The following is a 17,924-nucleotide window of genomic DNA, read 5'->3' on the forward strand; positions in this document are numbered from 1 at the left end:
GCAAATCAATGGAGTGTTAAATCTTCAAAGATAACTAAAAATATGACATTAAAAGCTGTTCCTCATCGAAATGTTTTACTATCAATCTATTAAGTGCTTTGGTTGATGCCAAATTTTTCGTCTATGATACGTATAAAAGATTGAGCATGGAAGCTTAATGTATCTAACATTTGTATAACTTCTTGGCGGCGCATATCATCCAAATAGTAGGTGGTACTTAGAATCAACCATCGATTTGAAATACTAAAAGACTCTGTAATTAATTGATGATTGGATTCTAAAATAAATTGCTGTAAGGCAGTTGTTTGTTTAAAGTCTTGAGGGATTTGCAAAATGGGAGACATCATCGAAATAGTTGCCACTTTGTCCTCTAAATGGGTGGTTGACTCTTGAGCTACAATAATAATTTGAGCTGTTCCTCGATGTAATTTCCATAAATTGGGATTGCTATCTTGTTGACAAATTTCTGGTTTAATTCCTAAACTTAAAATAGCGTCATTAACAAGTTGTCTATGTGATTCTAGAATTGGCATTTTTTATGTTGCATTTGTGATGTTTCAACGAACTACTAATGTTTTGTAATTGGGGGTAATTGAATTCTCTGGCAATCTGAGTGAGCACAACTGCCAGAGAATATTATAAGCATAAAAATCTATTAATGCCCGATAAGCGTCAAGAATTCTTGTTCTGTTAATATTGTAATACCCAACTGTTGAGCTTTGGTCAACTTTGAACCTGCTTTTTCTCCGACCACCAAGTAGCTTAATTTAGAACTAACACTGCCAACAGCTTTCCCGCCAGCATTAGCTACCAACTCTTTGGCTTCATCGCGTTTAATTTGAGTTAATGTTCCTGTGAAAACAACCGTTTTTCCTGCCAAAGGAGCATCAGAAGCGACCTCTTTTTTCTGTTCAGATTCCAAGCGATATACGTTAACACCAAGTGCTTCAAATTCGTTTAGAAGCTCAATGGTTTCTGGCAAACTAAACACATCCAACACCTGTTGTGCGACGATAGGACCAATGTCTCGCAATTCGCAAAGTTGTTCCAAAGACCAATTGGCTAAATCTTGAATCTTTTCTACCTCTGCAATTAATATTTTAGAGTTGGTTCTACCAATATGGCGAATCCCCAAGGCATAAAGCAAGCGGTGTGCAGGATTATTTTTAGTTTTTTCTATAGCGATTTGCAACTTCTCTGCCGATCGTTCTCCAAAGCCTTCGAAAAAGGCAATTCTTTTATAATCTAAACGATAAATATCAGCTAAAGAGTGCAGCATCCCTTCTTTGTAAAAACGCTCAATATAAGCTTCTCCAAAACCGTCAATATTCATTGCGTTTTTGGAGACAAAATGAATCATACGACCTACAATTTGTGCTTCACAACTAGGGTTGACACAGCGCCATACCGCTTCCCCTTCTGGACGCTCCAAGACAGAACTACAAACGGGACAATTGGTAGGGTAGACAACTGGTTTTTCGGAACCATCTCTAAGGTCGGCTAATGTTTTGACAATGTAAGGAATAACATCGCCCGCTCGTTCAACAAGAACCGTATCGCCAATTCGAATGTCTTTTTCTTTGATAAAATCAGCATTGTGCAACGATACATTCGAAATTTTAGCACCAGCTAAGTCAACGGTTTCTAAGCGGGCAACAGGGGTAACGGCTCCAGTTCGACCTACTTGGTAATCAATGTCCAGTAGCTTTGTTGTTGCTTGTTTTGCTTTAAATTTAAAAGCAATAGCCCAACGAGGATGGTGGCTAGTATAACCGCATAATTCTTGCAAATCTAGGCGATTGACCTTGACAACCATTCCATCAATCTCAAAAGGATATGCTTCTCTATTTATTTGCCATTGTTCACAATACGCATTTACCGCTTCAATATCTTGGCAAACCGCACGTTCTACATTTATTTTAGGTACTTTAAAACCTAAATTAGATAAGATTTCGATTTGCTGGTTGTGATCTTCAAATTGATTCAAAACGTCATCTCCGTCTATGTTTGTCGCAAATCCCATTTGATAAATAAAAGCGTCCAAAGCTCTTTCATTAACCTGTTTGGGATCTTTTAAGCGTAAGCCACCTGTTGCTGCATTTCTAGGATTGGCAAAAAGTTGTTTACCTTCTTTGAAACGATTTTCATTTACCTGTTCAAATAAATCTTTGCGAATGAGTACTTCGCCTCGAAGTTCTACTTTTTGAATGCCATATTTTGAAAAATTTGCTTTTAGAGGAATGGTTCGAATAGCCTTGGCATTGGGCGTAATGTCGTCTCCTTGGGCACCATTACCACGAGTAGCAGCGCGAACCAAGTGGTCATTTTCGTAAACCAAAACAATGGTTCCTCCATCAAACTTTGGTTCTACACAATACTCAATTCCAGTAGTTGGTACATCTGCACCAATCATCTTTTTGATGCGTTCGTCAAAATTATTTAAGTCCTCGGCATTGTATGAATTTTCAAGTGATAGCATAGGAGTTAGGTGCTGAACCGTTTCAAAGTGCTCTGTCAAATCGTTGGAGACACGTTGTGTAGGGGAATCCGTACGCAATAAATTGGGAAATAAGTCCTCTAAAGCTTCTAATTTCTTAAAAAGGCTATCGTATTCAAAATCACTCAATATGGGTTGGTCTAAAACATAGTAACGCCATTCGTGATAATTGATAACTTCACAAAGTTCATTAATTTGTTGAGCAGCATTCATCTCTGCTGAAGCAACAGGATTAGCTAGTAATTTTTTGGAGCGTTCATACAACGCTTTGTGTTCTGAATCAGAGTACATTATCTTTATGTTATAAATATAGTAGTTCGTTGATTAACTTCTTGCTCTAGTCATGTTCTTTTGCTTTTGTGCTATTAGTACAAGCCTATTAGCAAGCTTAATTATTACTTAATTTTAAGCAACTTCATAAAATGTAATAAGAAAAAACAAGTCATTGATTATTAAATTAATAAAAAAAATCAGCGAACTATTGAAATAGTCAATAGTATGTCAACTTATTGTGTTGTATGACAATAAGCGACTGTAAACAATCATTATGCGATTAGCCAAAGTTTATCTGTCTCGTTTTGTTGGAGGTTTTTAGGAGCCAAAACCAATAGGAGAGGTTTATTTATATTCAAACACACCTGCTAGTTTCTCAGGGCACTTTTTGACCACTTCTTTTTGAAATTCAAGTAGCAAAGCTTTTTTTGTTGCCTTGTTATAACGTTTTCCATATTGGCGGAAATCTTCGGCAAAGCAACCTACCAAATCACTACGATAACCAAAACCATCCTTGCTATACGCATAAAAGTCACTGCCATCAACGGCAGCACAGTTACAAAAATCGTCTGCAAATTCATCCATACCTTTGTTGGCAAAGCTATAATAAAGAACAACAACAAGAATCAACAAGACTACTATTGATGAAAAACCTAAAATAGGCGTTTTATTCTTTTCAACAAAAAGAATCAATTTATCCTTGTTAGACAGCGCGTTGGTTGCATTCTGTTCTACTTTCGTATTGGAGGAATCGTTGGAATTGCTTTTATTGGTAGACATAGTATTCAATCAATTTTGAAAGTTGGGTATATTCTAAACCCCATTATACCACTATTTTTACTTTTTTAGTAAAGAAAAAAAAGAAAGGGATGAAGTATTAAACTCCTAAATATAGGGTAAAGATTTTCTAGTAAATAAGAATGTAGAGTCTTTTTTTTATTTTTGCAATATAAGCATTTGTTAATTTAAAAATTCAGTTTCAAAAATCTTTTTTCTTTTAAAAAAAGCGGGCTTTATTGGATTTTTAAAAACTGCTGTGTAGAGTAGAAAATGCTTCAATCAAAAACAAGAGACCACCAATTTATACTATATGCGAACGCACTATTTTATTCTTATTTTATCTGTTTTTATGTCATTGGTATCAGGGATACTCTTGATGAGTTTTCAGCTTCCATCAGACAAAAATACTTTAGAGAAACGTATAGAGTCGCTCAAAAGGGGAGAGAATTTAGATAGTTTGATTTATTATCAAAATTTATTGATAGACGTTTTAGAAAAAGAAAATGATATCGTTGCTTTAGAGTTGGCAGGACAAAAATTCCTCGAATTGGTTTTAAATGCAACTACATTATCTGCGGATCAAAAATGGACTTATTTAAACCAAATCCAAACCTCAAAAGCGTGGATATATGCTTACAAAACACAGTGGTATTTGGAAAGTTTTATGACGGTAGACAAGTCCATCGATTCTGCTTATTATTATTTGAATTTGTTGGAAAACGTGCCCCAAAATAAAGATGCGTTAATTTATGCTTACAAGATATGGGCAAAGGATGCAACGACTTATCCAAAGGATTTGAGAGCTGCAACAGATTATCTGAAAAAAGCAGCGCAATTGATAGAAAATCAAGCTGATTCAGCCCAGTTGTATGATGCTAAAATAGTTGTAGGCATGGCTACAGGCGATTTTGAAAATGCTTTGTTAGCAGCTAAAAAAATGTTAGAGGAGACTTTGCAGCAATCACCAATAGATTCTGTGCAAACAGCTTTTATTTATAAGCAATTGGGCGATATTTATTATCAGCAAGCGAATTATAATCGAGCGAAAGATTATTATGTAGAAGCCATTAACTTTATGGCAGAGCGTTCTATTTATCAAAGAGAGCAGGCTAAGCTATGGTTTCAGTTAGCTAGTTGTTATTTCAACTTAAAAAATCGACCTCTTGAAACGGTACTTTATCTAAGAAAAGTTTTCTCACTAGTACAATTGGGAAGCACAAAAGGAGCAATAGAGTCAAGTGATATCTACCTTGATGCTTGTAATATGATGGCCTTGGAATTTTTGGAAGAAAAACAATTGGATAGCGCTCAAGTTTACCTTGAAAAAATGGAAGAGGTAAAAACAGATTACAAGAAGTGGGAAAAATGGTCTACTAAAGGAAAGGTCCACTTAGCAAAAAAGAATTATAACGAAGCAGAAATGGCATTCCAACGGGCTGTAGGTGGGGGCAAGGGGTTTCAAGCCCAAAGCCCTGAAACAGCTACTCGTTGGTTGAATTTGGGAGATTGTTATCAAATTCAAAAAAAATACGATCAAGCCCAAAGGTCGTATATGAGTGCCTTATGGGCATTAAGTAATGAAGGAAAAAAGAAAGGTTTTCCAGCTATTAATAGTCTTTTTTCAAAAGAGCAGGCTATACAAATCTTGACTCAAAAAATCAATGTAATGTTGGTATTGTACGAACGGTCAAAATATAGTGTTTCTTTAGTAGAAATATATGATCATGCTCAATACACTTTAGAAGTATTTAGAATCTTGAAAGCAGAAAGGAACTTGCCGTTGAATTTTTCGGATATGACGGTAGTTGTTTATGAACAGTTTATTGAAGTTTGTGAGTTATTACATAAAAGAAAACAAGAGCAAGTATATGTAAAAGAAGCCTTTCAGTTGGCAGAAGAATGTAAAGCTGTGCTGCTACAAATGATGATGAATGAGCCTGATGCGGGACAATTTGGTAATGTCCCTGCTACAGTCCTTCAGAAAGTATCTACATTGCAACAGCGGATGTTATGGTACCAAAAACGTTATTGGGAGGCACAAGTTTTCCAAGAAAAAGCTACGGTATTGGATTGGTATCAGCAGCAAATGGCAGCGCTGCAAGTTAGTTTGACGCTTATAAAACAAAACCTTCAAGAAAATCATACTAAATACTACCAGTTCAAATACAACACGCAGATAGCAAGATTGGATAGTGTGCAACAGGCTTTGAATGATTCAACAACGTTGGTGCAATATTTAGAAGGTAAGGAGGCAATTTATCAATTTATTATCCAAAAAGACACGCTAGCCATTCGTAGAATTTTTTGGAGAACGTACAAGCCTACCATTCTGAAATATTACAAACATTTTACGCATAGTAAATTGAAACAACACGTACAGTCGGGAGGATACAAGGATTTTTGCATGACGGCATATGAGTTGTATTATAAATTGATGCACCACGAATTATTGAATAAAAGTAAACGTGTGGTTATTATTCCCGATGGCTTGCTAAGTTATATTCCTTTTGAAACGCTCTTAACAGATATCCCTGTAGAAAAGGTTCATGAGGTTAATTTTCCCTCTTTGGCTTATTTGTTAAAACAAAAACAAATTGCTTATAACTATTCGAGTACGCTATGGTTAAACGAAGGAAGTAGAGTTAGAGAACCAATTAACAACGAAATATTAGGAATCGGTGCGACTTATGCAAACGAAGAACTAATGCCTATTAGAACTCAAAAATTACAGCGTTTAAGAGCTTCATTGAAGGTTCGAGAAGGTGTGGAAGCTGAAATAGATTCTTTATCTGAAAAATATGCTGGAGATTTTTATCTTAATCGTTACGCAACCGAATATTATTTTAAAGAATATGCTAGTAGTTACGGCATCTTACATTTGGGACTTTATGGTATGATTGACCCTGATTTTCCAGAATACTCTAGCTTAATTTTTTCAGAAGACGGGCACGAAGAAGAGGACAACCAATTAACAACAAACGAAATTAAGCAACTCAATTTAAATGCCTCGATGGTGGTATTGAGTAACTGCCAAACAGGTTATGGACCTTACCAAAGAGGAGAAGGGATTGTGAGCTTGGGGCGGAGTTTTATCTATGCAGGAAGCCCTTCTGTCGTTTTGTCTTTGTGGGAACAAAGTGATCTTTATGGTCCTATTATTATGGATTATTTTTATGAAAACCTAAAACAAAAGATTGATAAAGATGTTGCTTTGCGTCGTGCTAAGTTAAAGTATTTAAAAAACGCAAAAGGACTAGAGGCACACCCTGCATATTGGGCTGGTTATATTGTAATTGGCAACTATCAAGCTATCGAAGTTAGCGAGCCAGTAACTTATATTTGGTGGTTTGTCATTCCAATTGCTTTTCTTGGTTTTTTGGGATGGTGGAGCTTGCAAGCGTTAAGGCAAAGACGTTAGTGGTGAGAAGGGGCAAAGAAGCCCATTTTCCAAGGCTTGTATTTAGCAGGAACAATCTTAAAGTGTTGGACTTCTTTTTGTTCTGCTCTTAAAAAGATTAATCCAACAAAAAAAAGATCAATACTTAAGGTGACACTAGGGTGTGCTTTGATCGTTTCCCAAGCCAGTTGCATTTCTTCTGACCAATAGATGTCGTCCAAGACAAAAACCGTATCTTGATGGCTGTATTTTAGGCAAGTCTCAAAATAAGATAGGGTAGGTTTCATTTGATGGTTGCCATCTATAAAAACATAATCCAAGCGCTGCATTTTTTCTAAAGCCTGTGGTAAGGTATGGTTAAAGTCACCAACAAGCTGTTGGATTTGAGTGGCTTTCAGTTTCTTGAAATTAGATGCAGCTACTTGAGCGATATTGGGGCAGCCTTCCAAGGTATAAAAAGGTGCTTTTCGTAGAGGGATGTATTGATACAAGCTGCTAATGCCTAAAGAAGTGCCTAATTCTAGTCGATTTTTAGGTTGCAAATAATGTACAAGGCGGAAGAGAAATTCGCATTGCCATTGGGGAGAAACGGCACTTTTTACAATGCTAGCGATACTTCTAGATGCTGTATTGTTTACCCGAGAACCAGCGCCTAAATCCGTGACGTTTAAGGTCGTTGTGTTTCTTTCCGAAACGATTCTAAGACGTTCTAATGCACTAAAGTCATAATACCTTCGGTTGTCTTCAATGACTTCTTCAATCAACGAAAATACAAAAGGTGAATGAATCGTATATTTTGTTTGTGCTTGCCAATAGAATTTGAGAAAACGTTGCCCGATACTCACTGTTAGAGGATTGTAGATAGCTAATGTAAATAGAGGATTTAAAAACGAACATTCTAATAGATTTTTAACGAACTATTGACGTGTTAGTTTTCAAATCCTCTCATAGTAGTATGATTGTAATTGCTTAAAATGTAAAGTCAGCTCTTAGACTAAAGTTTCTAGGTGCTTCTACTTTTCCTGGTTGGATAGCGTACTCATTGTTAAGCACGTTATTCATCAAGAAAGAAACCTTGACAAACTTTGCAATTTGATAAGCTAACCTTGCATTTAAAACAAAAGAACCATTGTTGTGTTTTTGTCTAAAGTAGTATATTTTGGTATAAGGATTTTGTGTAGAAGGGTTGGTTTTAGGGTCGTCACTACCTGCTAAGAACTTGTCAATTGCTTCCATAAAAGAAAGGTATTGCACTGTTACTCCTGCTGAAATTCCTTTGTAAGTGACTTGCCCATCAAACTTTATAGTATGTCTGTTTCTATATTTTAAAATATTTTCTTCAGATGTTGAGAACTCCTTAATATCTGCTTGAACAATACTGTCTTGGAAGTTTTTATACTGAGGATTTAACAAGGTATATCCAGCTAGTAAGGCTACTTTGAAGTCGCCTAAATTACCTTGACCTGTTAAACTAACGTCGATTCCTGTGATACGAGTATTGCCAATGTTTTGAACTTGAAAAGCAATTGGTAAATTAAAGTATTGTGAGTTGATTTCACGAGAAGCTTGAAATTCCATCATGTTTTCATATTCCGACCAGAAACCTGCAATATCCAAAAATCCTTGCCATTTGCCAATCTTAAATCCTTGTTTGACACCAATTTCTGCACTCCAACCAGTTTCTGAGACCAATCCTGGGTTGGGAGCAACAGTAATACCTCCTGCGGTTGTAGAAATGAATTTTTCCAATACAGTAGGGAAACGATAACCTTGTCCCCAAGAAGCACGGAAGAAGGTGGCTTCTCCTAATTGATAACTAGCTCCAAAACGGAACACAGGTCTATGTTCTATCGTATCACGCAAAGCAATATGTTTATCTCCATTGGGGAGAGGGTTGCCAAACAAGCTTAACGAATAGTGAATCGAATCAGGGTAAGCGGTTGTGTTTATCTCGTAACGAGCACCAAATGAAAGGTTTAAGCGCTTAAAGAATTTTTTGTCTAATTGTAGATAAGCAGCAAAATTATTGTGTGTATAACTTTCATTTCCATAAACTTCAGAAGTTGACATCACCGAACTTGCTACAACACCAGCAGCCAATTCTAGACCATCCAATGCTTCAAACTTTCTTTGGAATTGATATTCTCCATATAATGTATTGGAGCTATTGCTTTGTCCTCCTTCGTTGTTATTATCAATATAAAAATAACGGAACTGAAAACGATGGCGATTGCTAAGCTTATCGTAATAAGTAACCGCAGGGTCAATTGTCATTCTAAAGTTTTGTCCACGGGGAGCAGGATCAAAATCTGTTTCGTAAAGCCCTAAGTTGGGATCTACACGGTTGTGAAATAAGAACACACTTTGACTGCCCATGTTGATATTTGTATTCAACGTGAAAATTAAATTCTCAGAATGGCGATATCTAGTATTTAGTGTGATTCTTGCACGGTTATTATAACCTGGCATAGAATCAATTGTATTGGCATCTACTTGTTGATATGAACGCATATAATGTTGGTTATAAGCTAGATTAGAACCTAATACGATATCAAATTTTCCAATTTTCCTACGATGTGCGAATTGCAAGCCTGTCTCAAAAGGCATATTTTTAGCCGTCCACCACTTGTTAGCAGGATCGGCAGGATCGCCATAAACAGTTCCAAAAATACTTACTTTAGTCAATGGTTTGTTCAAAGGATAAGCTGTGCGAATATTGATAACACCATTCATAGCAGAAGAGCCGTAGAGTGCAGATGCCGCTCCTTTTAGTACTTCCATCTGAGCAATGTTTTCAGTCGGCAAATCTCCCCAGTTAGGAAGCCCTGCATCTGCTTGCATGACGGGCAAGTCGTCCATTAATATAAGAACACGACTTCCAGTACCTTGTGCAAAACCTGAACCGCCACGAATGGTTACCTGATCTCCCATTGTATTGACCCCAGGAACCTTGTCTAATACCTGATTAACGGCATTGGCATTGGTGTTTTCAATTAGGTCAGGTGAAACCACACTTAATGAGACCGTTACTTCACCTAATGATTTAGCAAATTTACTAGTCGTTACAGTAGCTGTTTCTAGCATAGTCGCTTCTTCGCCAAGATAAATGTTCATGACAACCGTTTTGCCAGCTTCAATAGTTACCATTTGGCTTTTGGTTGCATAGCCCAAATAGCTAAATTGTATGGTATGTTCTCCCTCTGGGAGTTCTAAAGTGTACTTTCCATCAATATAATCACTTGTTCCCGCAAATGTCCCTGCACGGACATTAACACCCAGTAGCGATTCTTGAGTTAGCGAGTCGGCTACAATTCCTGTAATAGTACCCGTATTTTGAGCGAAAATAGAAGAAGTGAAAATGGTTGTAAATAGAAGAAAAATAGTACAAGTAAAACTTTTCATAGCTTTTACTTTTGTGTTATTACTTTATATGGAAAATCTAACCTCTACAGAGGAAGGTATAAAGTTTACTGTTATAAAATTCTTTGAAAGTAGGCTATAATTTATTGGGGTAACTTTCTTTTTTAGCGGGGTAAAGGTACATATTTCTTTTTAAGAAAAAGTTTTTAATCTCCTTTTTTTAGATGCTATGACCATTCTATTTAAGTGTATTTGATTGGTTTTTAATTGGTTGTTGTTGGCTTGTTGACTTTGTTAAAATTATTGTGCCGAGGTGAAAAAAGTCTCCAAAATGCTAAATTTGACAATACAGTCTAAAAATCGTAAATTTACTATGCTATAAAACATTTGGGAGATTTTTTTGTTGATACCTTTACGGTATACCTCGTCTATCCCAAAATGATAAAATACTTGCTTATGAATAAATACATATACATATTAATATTGGTAATGGGTGTGGCTTCATGTTGGGGGCAATCCAAAAGGTCGTCCAAGTTTTCTGAAGAAGAACTTCCTGTTCATAACGAGTTATTTGTAGGAGGAGGAATTAATACAAGAGGCTTTCAAGTTAATGTAGCCTATAGTTTAATTCAAAGTCCATTTAGAACCTTGTCTTTTTTTGTGGATTTTGGGGAAATAAAACACACCAAAGAACGTCGTCAAACGTATGATGGGTTATCAATCGTAGGAGGTGCGCCCAAGGCATTTATTTACGGCAAAAAAAATAACTTGTTTTTCTCAAGAGTAGGTTATGGTGAAAAATATTATTTGTCTGCTAGAAATAGAAGGCTTGTCTCTCTTGGTTTTACTTACTCGGGAGGATTTTCATTAGGAATGGTTCGACCTTATTATTTAGATTTAATTTACAGAGATAATGGAGGTCGTCCAAACATAGTTCCTGAAAAGTATAGTGAAGCGAACTTGCTCAAGTTTTTAAACCCTCAAGAAGTAGATGGTCCTTCGGGAGCAGCTTATGGGTGGGATGAATTAGACTTAGTGCCAGGTTTTTTTGTTAAGGCTGGCTTGTTGATCGACTGGGGAGCATTTGACAATGTGTTAAAAGATATTGAAATTGGAATTGCTGCTGATTTTTATTTTGAAGAAATTCCTATTATGATTTTTGAAAAAAATACTCCAGTATTCGTAAATTTGTATATCAATATACATTTAGGACATCGTTGGTAAGCAATATGCAAATAAAATCGTTTTCCAATAGATTCATAATGAACTTAATGAAAAGAATAGTTTGATTTTGACAAACTATTGTAACCAAACAATACTTCGTAAGACAATTCTATTAATTTGATCATTAACAAGGTAACGTTTAGATATTCAAAATATTAAAACACAGATAATCAAATTGAGACAGAGATGCTTTTGAGGTTTGCGATAGCAAAACAAAAAATCTACGAAGTACTAACCAAACATAAATTATGTTAATAGAGCTTCCAATCGTACAGCCTAAAGCTGAACGTAAGAAAAAACCAGATTGGTTAAGAGTAAAATTGCCAATGGGTGAGAACTACAAGCGAGTTCGAAAATTAGTAGACGAATACAAGCTACACACCATTTGTCAAAGTGGTCATTGTCCTAATATGGGAGAATGTTGGGGAGAAGGAACGGCTACGTTTATGATTCTAGGAAATGTATGTACCCGCTCTTGTTCTTTTTGTGCAGTAGCTACTGGGCGTCCGCCAGAATTGGATACTGACGAACCGCAACGTGTGGCAGAAGCCATACAATTAATGGGAGTTAAACACGCTGTAATTACTTCTGTGAATAGAGATGAGCTCAAAGATAAAGGAGCACAAATATGGTTTGATACCGTTCGATTGGTCAAAGAGTATTCGCCTACTACTACCATCGAAACATTGATTCCTGATGTGCGTGGAAAATGGGATGCTTTGGAATTGATGATTAGTGCTGGACAAGAAGTCGTATCACACAATATGGAAACGGTCGAAAGCCTTTATAGAAAAGTGCGTCCTCAAGCAAAGTATCAACGTAGTTTAGAACAAATTAAACGAACTAAAGAATACGGCAAACGAACCAAATCGGGTGTTATGGTAGGATTGGGTGAAACCAAAGAAGAAATGATGAAAATCATGGATGATTTAGTAGCCCATGGTTGCGATGTGCTTACAATAGGACAATATTTGCAGCCAACCAAACGTCATATTGATATTGCAGATTATGTTCATCCTGATTTGTTTGCAGAGTACAAAGAAATTGGTCTATCCAAAGGCTTTGATTATGTAGAGTCAGGACCTATGGTTCGTTCTTCTTATCATGCAGAACGCCATATTTAAACAGACCAATCCATAAAGAGTAACAGGGCAATTTGAAAGTTCAAATTGCCCTGTTTTTATAAATAATCTATAGATTAGCTCAGTATTTTGATAATATCTTCAATACTCAACGCTTGTTGTTCTCCAGTTTGCATATTTTTGAAACCTAGTTGTCCGCTTTCCATTTCTTTATCGCCAACGATAATAACATAAGGAACCTTTACTTTATCAGCATATTTCATCAACTTTTGAAACTTCCAAGCTTTAGGATAAATGGTTGAAGAAATACCAGCGGCACGAACTTTTTGAAGTGCTTTAAAACCATACTTCAAGGCATCCTTGTCCATTGCTAAAAATAATACTTTGCTAGTATTGAATTCAACAGTGTCAAATAAATTCAATTCCTCCATGACATCATAAATTCTAGCTGCTCCAAATGAAACACCGACACCCGACATATCTTTTAGTCCAAAGATACCTGTTAAGTCTGCATAGCGACCACCGCCACCGATGCTTCCCATTTTGATATTCTTCTGGCTTTCAATAGATGTATCTACCTCCACTTCATAAATACAGCCCGTATAATAGCTTAATCCACGAGCTAGAGCAAAGTCAACCTTCAGTTGGTTGCTAAAGTTATAACCTTCCAAAAAGTCTAAAACAGTTTCCAATTCTTCAATACCTTTTAACCCTATTTCGATCCCTTCAAACAAAGTTTTTAGGGTAGCTATATTAGGCGCATTGATAACTTGCTTTACCTTTTCAAAACCTGCTTGATCGATTCCCATGCGACTCAATTCTTGCTCGACACCATCCCAACCTATTTTATCTAATTTATCAATAGCTACGGTAATCTTTGCAAACAGTTCAGGATAGCCTGCATATTGAGCCAAGCCATCTAAGATTTTTCGATTGTTCAAACGAATAACAACACCTAAGTTTAGTTGGGCAAATGCTTCATCGTAAATCTGACACAATTCTGCTTCGTACAACAAAGAATCCGAACCAATAACATCGACATCGCATTGATAAAATTCTCTGTAGCGTCCTCTATTTGGCTTATCTGCTCGCCAAACGGGTTGAATTTGATAACGTTTGAAAGGAAAAGAAATGTTATTCTGATTTGAAACAACATACCGTGCAAATGGAACTGTTAAATCATAGCGCAAAGCTCTTTTTGAGATAGAAGCAGTTAGCCCTTTTGAATCTTTATTGGCTAATGCGTCCGTATCTGCCTTTGCCAAATAATCGCCATTATTTAAAATCTTAAACAAAAGCTGATCGCCCTCGTCCCCGTATTTCCCTGTTAAGGTGCTCAACTCTTCCATAGCGGGAGTTTCTAGAGGATTGAAGCCATATTTTGTAAAAACTTTTCTCAATGTTGAAAAAATGTAATTTCTCTTATTGACTACCTCAGAAGAAAAGTCCCTAGTCCCACGTACTAACTTTGGTTTCATGGTATATTATTATTTATAGTATGATTCTGTTTATAAATGAATGGTGTTTGATTCAAAACATTTTGAATTATTATACTATAATATATAGTGTAATAAAAAAGACTTGAAGAAACACAACATAAAAACTGCTTTTAAAGGCTCCAAAAGTACACTACATAAAACTATATCCAAAATAACTAAGATAGAAAAATCAAAAACTTTATTTTCTCAATAGTAAATCTTACTTTTGCATGGATATTAATCTTCTTAAAAATAATCAGACAATTGTGAAAACCTTGGAGCAAGATTCAGAAATTTTAGGAGCACTAGAAGTAGCAATCAAAAAAGATAAAGAATGGTTCCTCCAAACCATTAAAACAATTCAAGATGAAAATGTTTCCAATTACCCAATCTTGGTAGCCTTTCCTTCTTTTACAACTGTAAATATTGGTCTTCCTATTGTGGAAGGAGAGAAGTTGTCATTTAATGCAACCACCTTAGAAGAGTTGGCAATGAAAAAAGTTGTTTCTTTAGAGAAGATTGATGAGTTTAGAAAATTATACAAAGAGAAAAAAAATAGCTTTTGTATTTTTCTATTAGAGAAGCCTGCTCCTCAATTTATTTTTATTCCCGTATAAGTTTTTATTTAAACCAATATAAATACTATCTTAACAGTTGGTATTAAAGGAATGTTAAGATTTCAATTCTAAAAAGAGGAAAACTTTGAGCAACAAAAAAATATCCGACAAAGTCTCAAGAGTCCCTTTTTATTAGTAAAAGCAAAAAAAAAGCAAGTTTCTAGAATCCTTAAGGCAACAAATCATTTTTGGAGTGCGTTATCTTTATATTTGGATTCTATTATGTCCAGTAGTTAAACTTTTGTAAAAACTATCTATACATCATTGGGAGAAAACTCGTACTTTATCCGAATGATTCACAGAGTAGAAAAGTAAATATGTTAAAAATTTTATACTTACACGCAAAACAGTCATACCCTATGTTACGTTGTAAACAATTACTTGTCCCGTTGCTTAACGTCTTTCTGATGTTAGGCATTTTCTTGTTAGGGACACAAGAAGCAAATGCTACCCACGCAAAAGGGGTAGATGTTTCCTATGTTTGTCTGGGTCCTACTACTGGTGGGATGCGATATGCACTGACATTAAACATCTACCGGGATTGTAATGGTATCGGTTTGCCTAATAATCAGACCATAAGTTATACTGGTACTCGCATTAGTACGGGGAACCCGTGTACAGGATCGGTGAGCTCCTCTCGTCAGAGTATAGAGGATATTACCCCAAACTGTAGCACGCAACAATCTTCTTGTGGTGGTGGTAATGGATCCTTTGGTGTAGAAAAACACACCTATACGGCAACCATTACAATACCTTTTGATTGTTCTAATATCGTATTTTCATGGCGATTGTGTTGTCGAAACAATTCCATTACTACTTTGGTAGGTAGCCCAGCAATGTATGCTGAGACACGGAATATTTTTAACAATGCGGCAACGTGTAATAACTCGCCTATTTTCTTAAATCCTCCAGCGGCTTATACTTGTATTGGACAACAAGTATTTTATAACCACGGAGCAATTGATTACGATGGCGATTCATTAAACTACTCTTTAGTGCCTTGTTTGGAAAATGCAAATGACCCAGTTCCATATCAACCTGGTTTTTCTGGAACGGCTCCTTTTGGTCCTTCTGACCCCGTTACCATTGATGCACAGACAGGAGCGATTGCTTTTACACCAACGTCTTTACACGTAGGTGTTTTGTGCGTTTTGGTCGAAGAGTATCGAAATGGTATCTTGATTGGATCAACAATGCGAGACATTCAATTTGAAGTATTGAACTGTAATAATGCCAATCCAATCTTATCAGGAGTGAATAACTCTGGTCAAGGAAGTGTTAACTTTACTACATCAACTTGTTTTGGTTCTCAATTGTGCTTTGATATTGTTGGGTCAGATCCTCCAAATCCAGGAGATGTTTTATCTATGTCTTATGACCAATCAATACCTACTAGTACGTTTACTGTTTCTGGTCCAGGAGTTCCTTCTGGAAATCAGATTACAGGTACATTCTGTTGGACGCCAACAGTATTTGATATCGGGACACATACATTTACAGTAACCATACAAGATGATGCTTGTCCTTTGGTCGGTTCCAACACATTTACATATACGATAAATGTAATCTCAAATCCTAACGACCCTGTAGATGCTGGTCCAGATGCAAGCATTTGTTTGGGCGACTGTACACCTTTATCGGCTACGACAACTTCTCCTAATGGAGTTAGCTACTCTTGGTCACCTACAATAGGATTATCCGACCCTAATATTCCAAATCCTGTAGCTTGTCCTCCATCTACAACAACGTACTCTGTTGTTTTAACATATAATGATGGTTGTACATCAACAGATCAAGTAACGGTTACGGTAGAGGATGATCCGGCATTGGCTGTAGCACCTAACAATATCAATGCTTGTGGAGGTGCTCCTTTAGTATTGACAGCAACAACGGATGCTCCCTCTATGAACTTTACGTTTACAGAGTTGCCACCTTTAGGAACGGCAACAGTACCCAATACGGTAACTGGTCCAACAGCGACGGCACCAGTTACAATACCCAATGCACCTGGTACATATCAATGGAATGTTGAAGTGGCTAATCCTTTTACAGGATGTAGCTCTTCTGAGATTATTACCATAACAGTTGGGGATTCTGTAGCGGAGCCAGCTTGTCGAAATATTTATGTTTCTACATCTGGTAGCTCATCTGCGTCTGGTTCTCAATTTGATCCAGTAAATATTCAAGAAGCTTTGAGACGTGCCGCTTGTAATAATTCTGTTATCAAACTAGCAACAGGTACCTATAATATAGATACTGCTTTAAATATAACTAGTAACCTAACAGTTGAAGGTGGTTTTATTGAAAGCCAAGCTTGGTTGAAAACGTCAGAAGTTGGAGCGACGACTATTAATAGAACAAGGAACAATGCTGGAGGTGTTCTAAATGCAGATCGACATCTAACAGCTGTAGAAGTCTTTGGCTCTAGTTACTTCCGCTTACAAGATTTAACAATTACAACAGATGATGCTGTTGTTCCAGGAACCTCTACCTATGGTATCTTTATGAACAATGCATCTAATTATAATATTACACGTGTTAATATAGAACCAGGAAATGCGACCAATGGTACGAATGGAACAACAGGTTGTTCTGGAACCGATGGCCAACCTGGTACGAATGGACAAGATGGTCTACCCAATGGTCAAAGTGATAATATCCAAGGAGGAAATGGTGGTTTTGGAGGAAATAGTTGTGGATCGTTTGCCGTGATCTTTGGTGGTGGCGGTGGTCGTAATGCCGATCTTGGAAATGGACTTGGTGTTGGAGCAGATGGAGCAAGTGCTTCTGCTGGTGTTGTCGATGGTGGCGCCGGTGGTGGTGGTGGACGAGGTGGTAATGCCGATGATGGTGCTGCTGGTGGTTCATCTGGACGTGGAGGAACTCCATTAAGCCCACCTGCTGGTTGTTCTGCAACAGGATCTGGTCTAGGTTCTGCTGCTTCTGGAGGACTAGGAGGAGGTAGAAATACCTTAGGAGATGGTCTTGCCTTTAATAATGGTACACCGAATGTTGGTCAACCTGGTACTCCTGGTATTGCTGGAGTTGTGGGTTGTGCTGGTGCAGATGGTGCTCCTGGTTTGCAAGTTGCTTGTCGTTATACTGTAGGTGCTCAAGGTGCTACTGGTATGTCTGGATCTGGTGGATCTGGCGGTGGCGGCGGTGGCGGCGGTGGCGGCCAAGGTGGTCCTTGTGGATGTGTGAATGGTACTGGTG

The 17,924-nt window shown here is 37.0% G+C and carries 11 protein-coding genes; 5 read left to right on the plus strand and 6 right to left on the minus strand.

The features are described from left to right. Nucleotides 1-89 precede the first annotated feature (89 nt). The 3 genes from CG11_RS02340 to CG11_RS02350 all read right to left on the minus strand — a co-directional run bounded on the left by CG11_RS02340 (nucleotide 90) and on the right by CG11_RS02350 (nucleotide 3,550). Entirely contained in the window at nucleotides 90-533 is a 444-nt protein-coding gene (locus CG11_RS02340; protein WP_052592723.1) for a YbjN domain-containing protein, read from the minus strand. Nucleotides 534-655: 122 nt separating this feature from the next. After that, nucleotides 656-2,788, minus strand: coding sequence for an NAD-dependent DNA ligase LigA (ligA, locus tag CG11_RS02345; protein ID WP_231512752.1), 2,133 nt, complete (start codon nucleotides 2,786-2,788; stop codon nucleotides 656-658). A gap of 327 nt (nucleotides 2,789-3,115) precedes the next feature. Then, nucleotides 3,116-3,550: a hypothetical protein gene (locus CG11_RS02350; protein WP_052592728.1), complete on the minus strand. Its 435-nt coding sequence runs from the start codon at nucleotides 3,548-3,550 to the stop codon at nucleotides 3,116-3,118. 310 nt (nucleotides 3,551-3,860) lie between these two features. On the opposite strand from CG11_RS02350, the gene CG11_RS02355 reads away from it, so the two are divergent. Then, on the plus strand, nucleotides 3,861-6,968 hold the full coding sequence (locus CG11_RS02355; protein ID WP_052592730.1) for a CHAT domain-containing protein: 3,108 nt from the start codon (nucleotides 3,861-3,863) through the stop codon (nucleotides 6,966-6,968). On the opposite strand, the gene CG11_RS02360 is transcribed toward CG11_RS02355, so the two are convergent. Next, nucleotides 6,965-7,792, minus strand: coding sequence for an O-methyltransferase (locus CG11_RS02360; RefSeq protein ID WP_052592731.1), 828 nt, complete (start codon nucleotides 7,790-7,792; stop codon nucleotides 6,965-6,967). The two genes, CG11_RS02355 and CG11_RS02360, sit on opposite strands and share 4 nt — an antisense overlap. 124 nt (nucleotides 7,793-7,916) lie before the next feature. Further along, complete coding sequence (locus tag CG11_RS02365; RefSeq protein ID WP_052592733.1) at nucleotides 7,917-10,349, minus strand: TonB-dependent receptor; 2,433 nt, start codon at nucleotides 10,347-10,349, stop codon at nucleotides 7,917-7,919. A 414-nt stretch (nucleotides 10,350-10,763) separates the two neighbouring features. On the opposite strand from CG11_RS02365, the gene CG11_RS02370 reads away from it, so the two are divergent. Next, nucleotides 10,764-11,531 (plus strand): hypothetical protein, encoded by a 768-nt coding sequence (locus CG11_RS02370; protein WP_156039632.1) that lies wholly within the window; start codon nucleotides 10,764-10,766, stop codon nucleotides 11,529-11,531. A 248-nt stretch (nucleotides 11,532-11,779) separates the two neighbouring features. Next, complete coding sequence (gene lipA, locus CG11_RS02375) at nucleotides 11,780-12,655, plus strand: lipoyl synthase (RefSeq protein ID WP_052592737.1); 876 nt, start codon at nucleotides 11,780-11,782, stop codon at nucleotides 12,653-12,655. A gap of 74 nt (nucleotides 12,656-12,729) precedes the next feature. On the opposite strand, the gene hisS is transcribed toward lipA, so the two are convergent. Beyond that, complete coding sequence (hisS, locus tag CG11_RS02380; RefSeq protein WP_052592739.1) at nucleotides 12,730-14,091, minus strand: histidine--tRNA ligase; 1,362 nt, start codon at nucleotides 14,089-14,091, stop codon at nucleotides 12,730-12,732. 230 nt (nucleotides 14,092-14,321) lie between these two features. Here hisS and CG11_RS02385 point away from each other — a divergent pair, with 230 nt between their 5' ends. Together CG11_RS02385 and CG11_RS02390 are read left to right on the plus strand one after the other, a co-directional pair. Next, nucleotides 14,322-14,708 carry a hypothetical protein gene (locus tag CG11_RS02385; protein WP_052592741.1) on the plus strand — a complete coding sequence of 129 codons (387 nt, stop codon included), beginning with the start codon at nucleotides 14,322-14,324 and terminating at the stop codon, nucleotides 14,706-14,708. 359 nt (nucleotides 14,709-15,067) lie between these two features. Next, nucleotides 15,068-17,924 (plus strand): Ig domain-containing protein (locus tag CG11_RS02390; protein ID WP_156039633.1); only part of this gene is annotated, 2,857 nt, incomplete at its 3' end.

It is taken from the genome of Aureispira sp. CCB-QB1, assembly GCF_000724545.1.
Classification (GTDB): Bacteria; Bacteroidota; Bacteroidia; order Chitinophagales; family Saprospiraceae; genus Aureispira.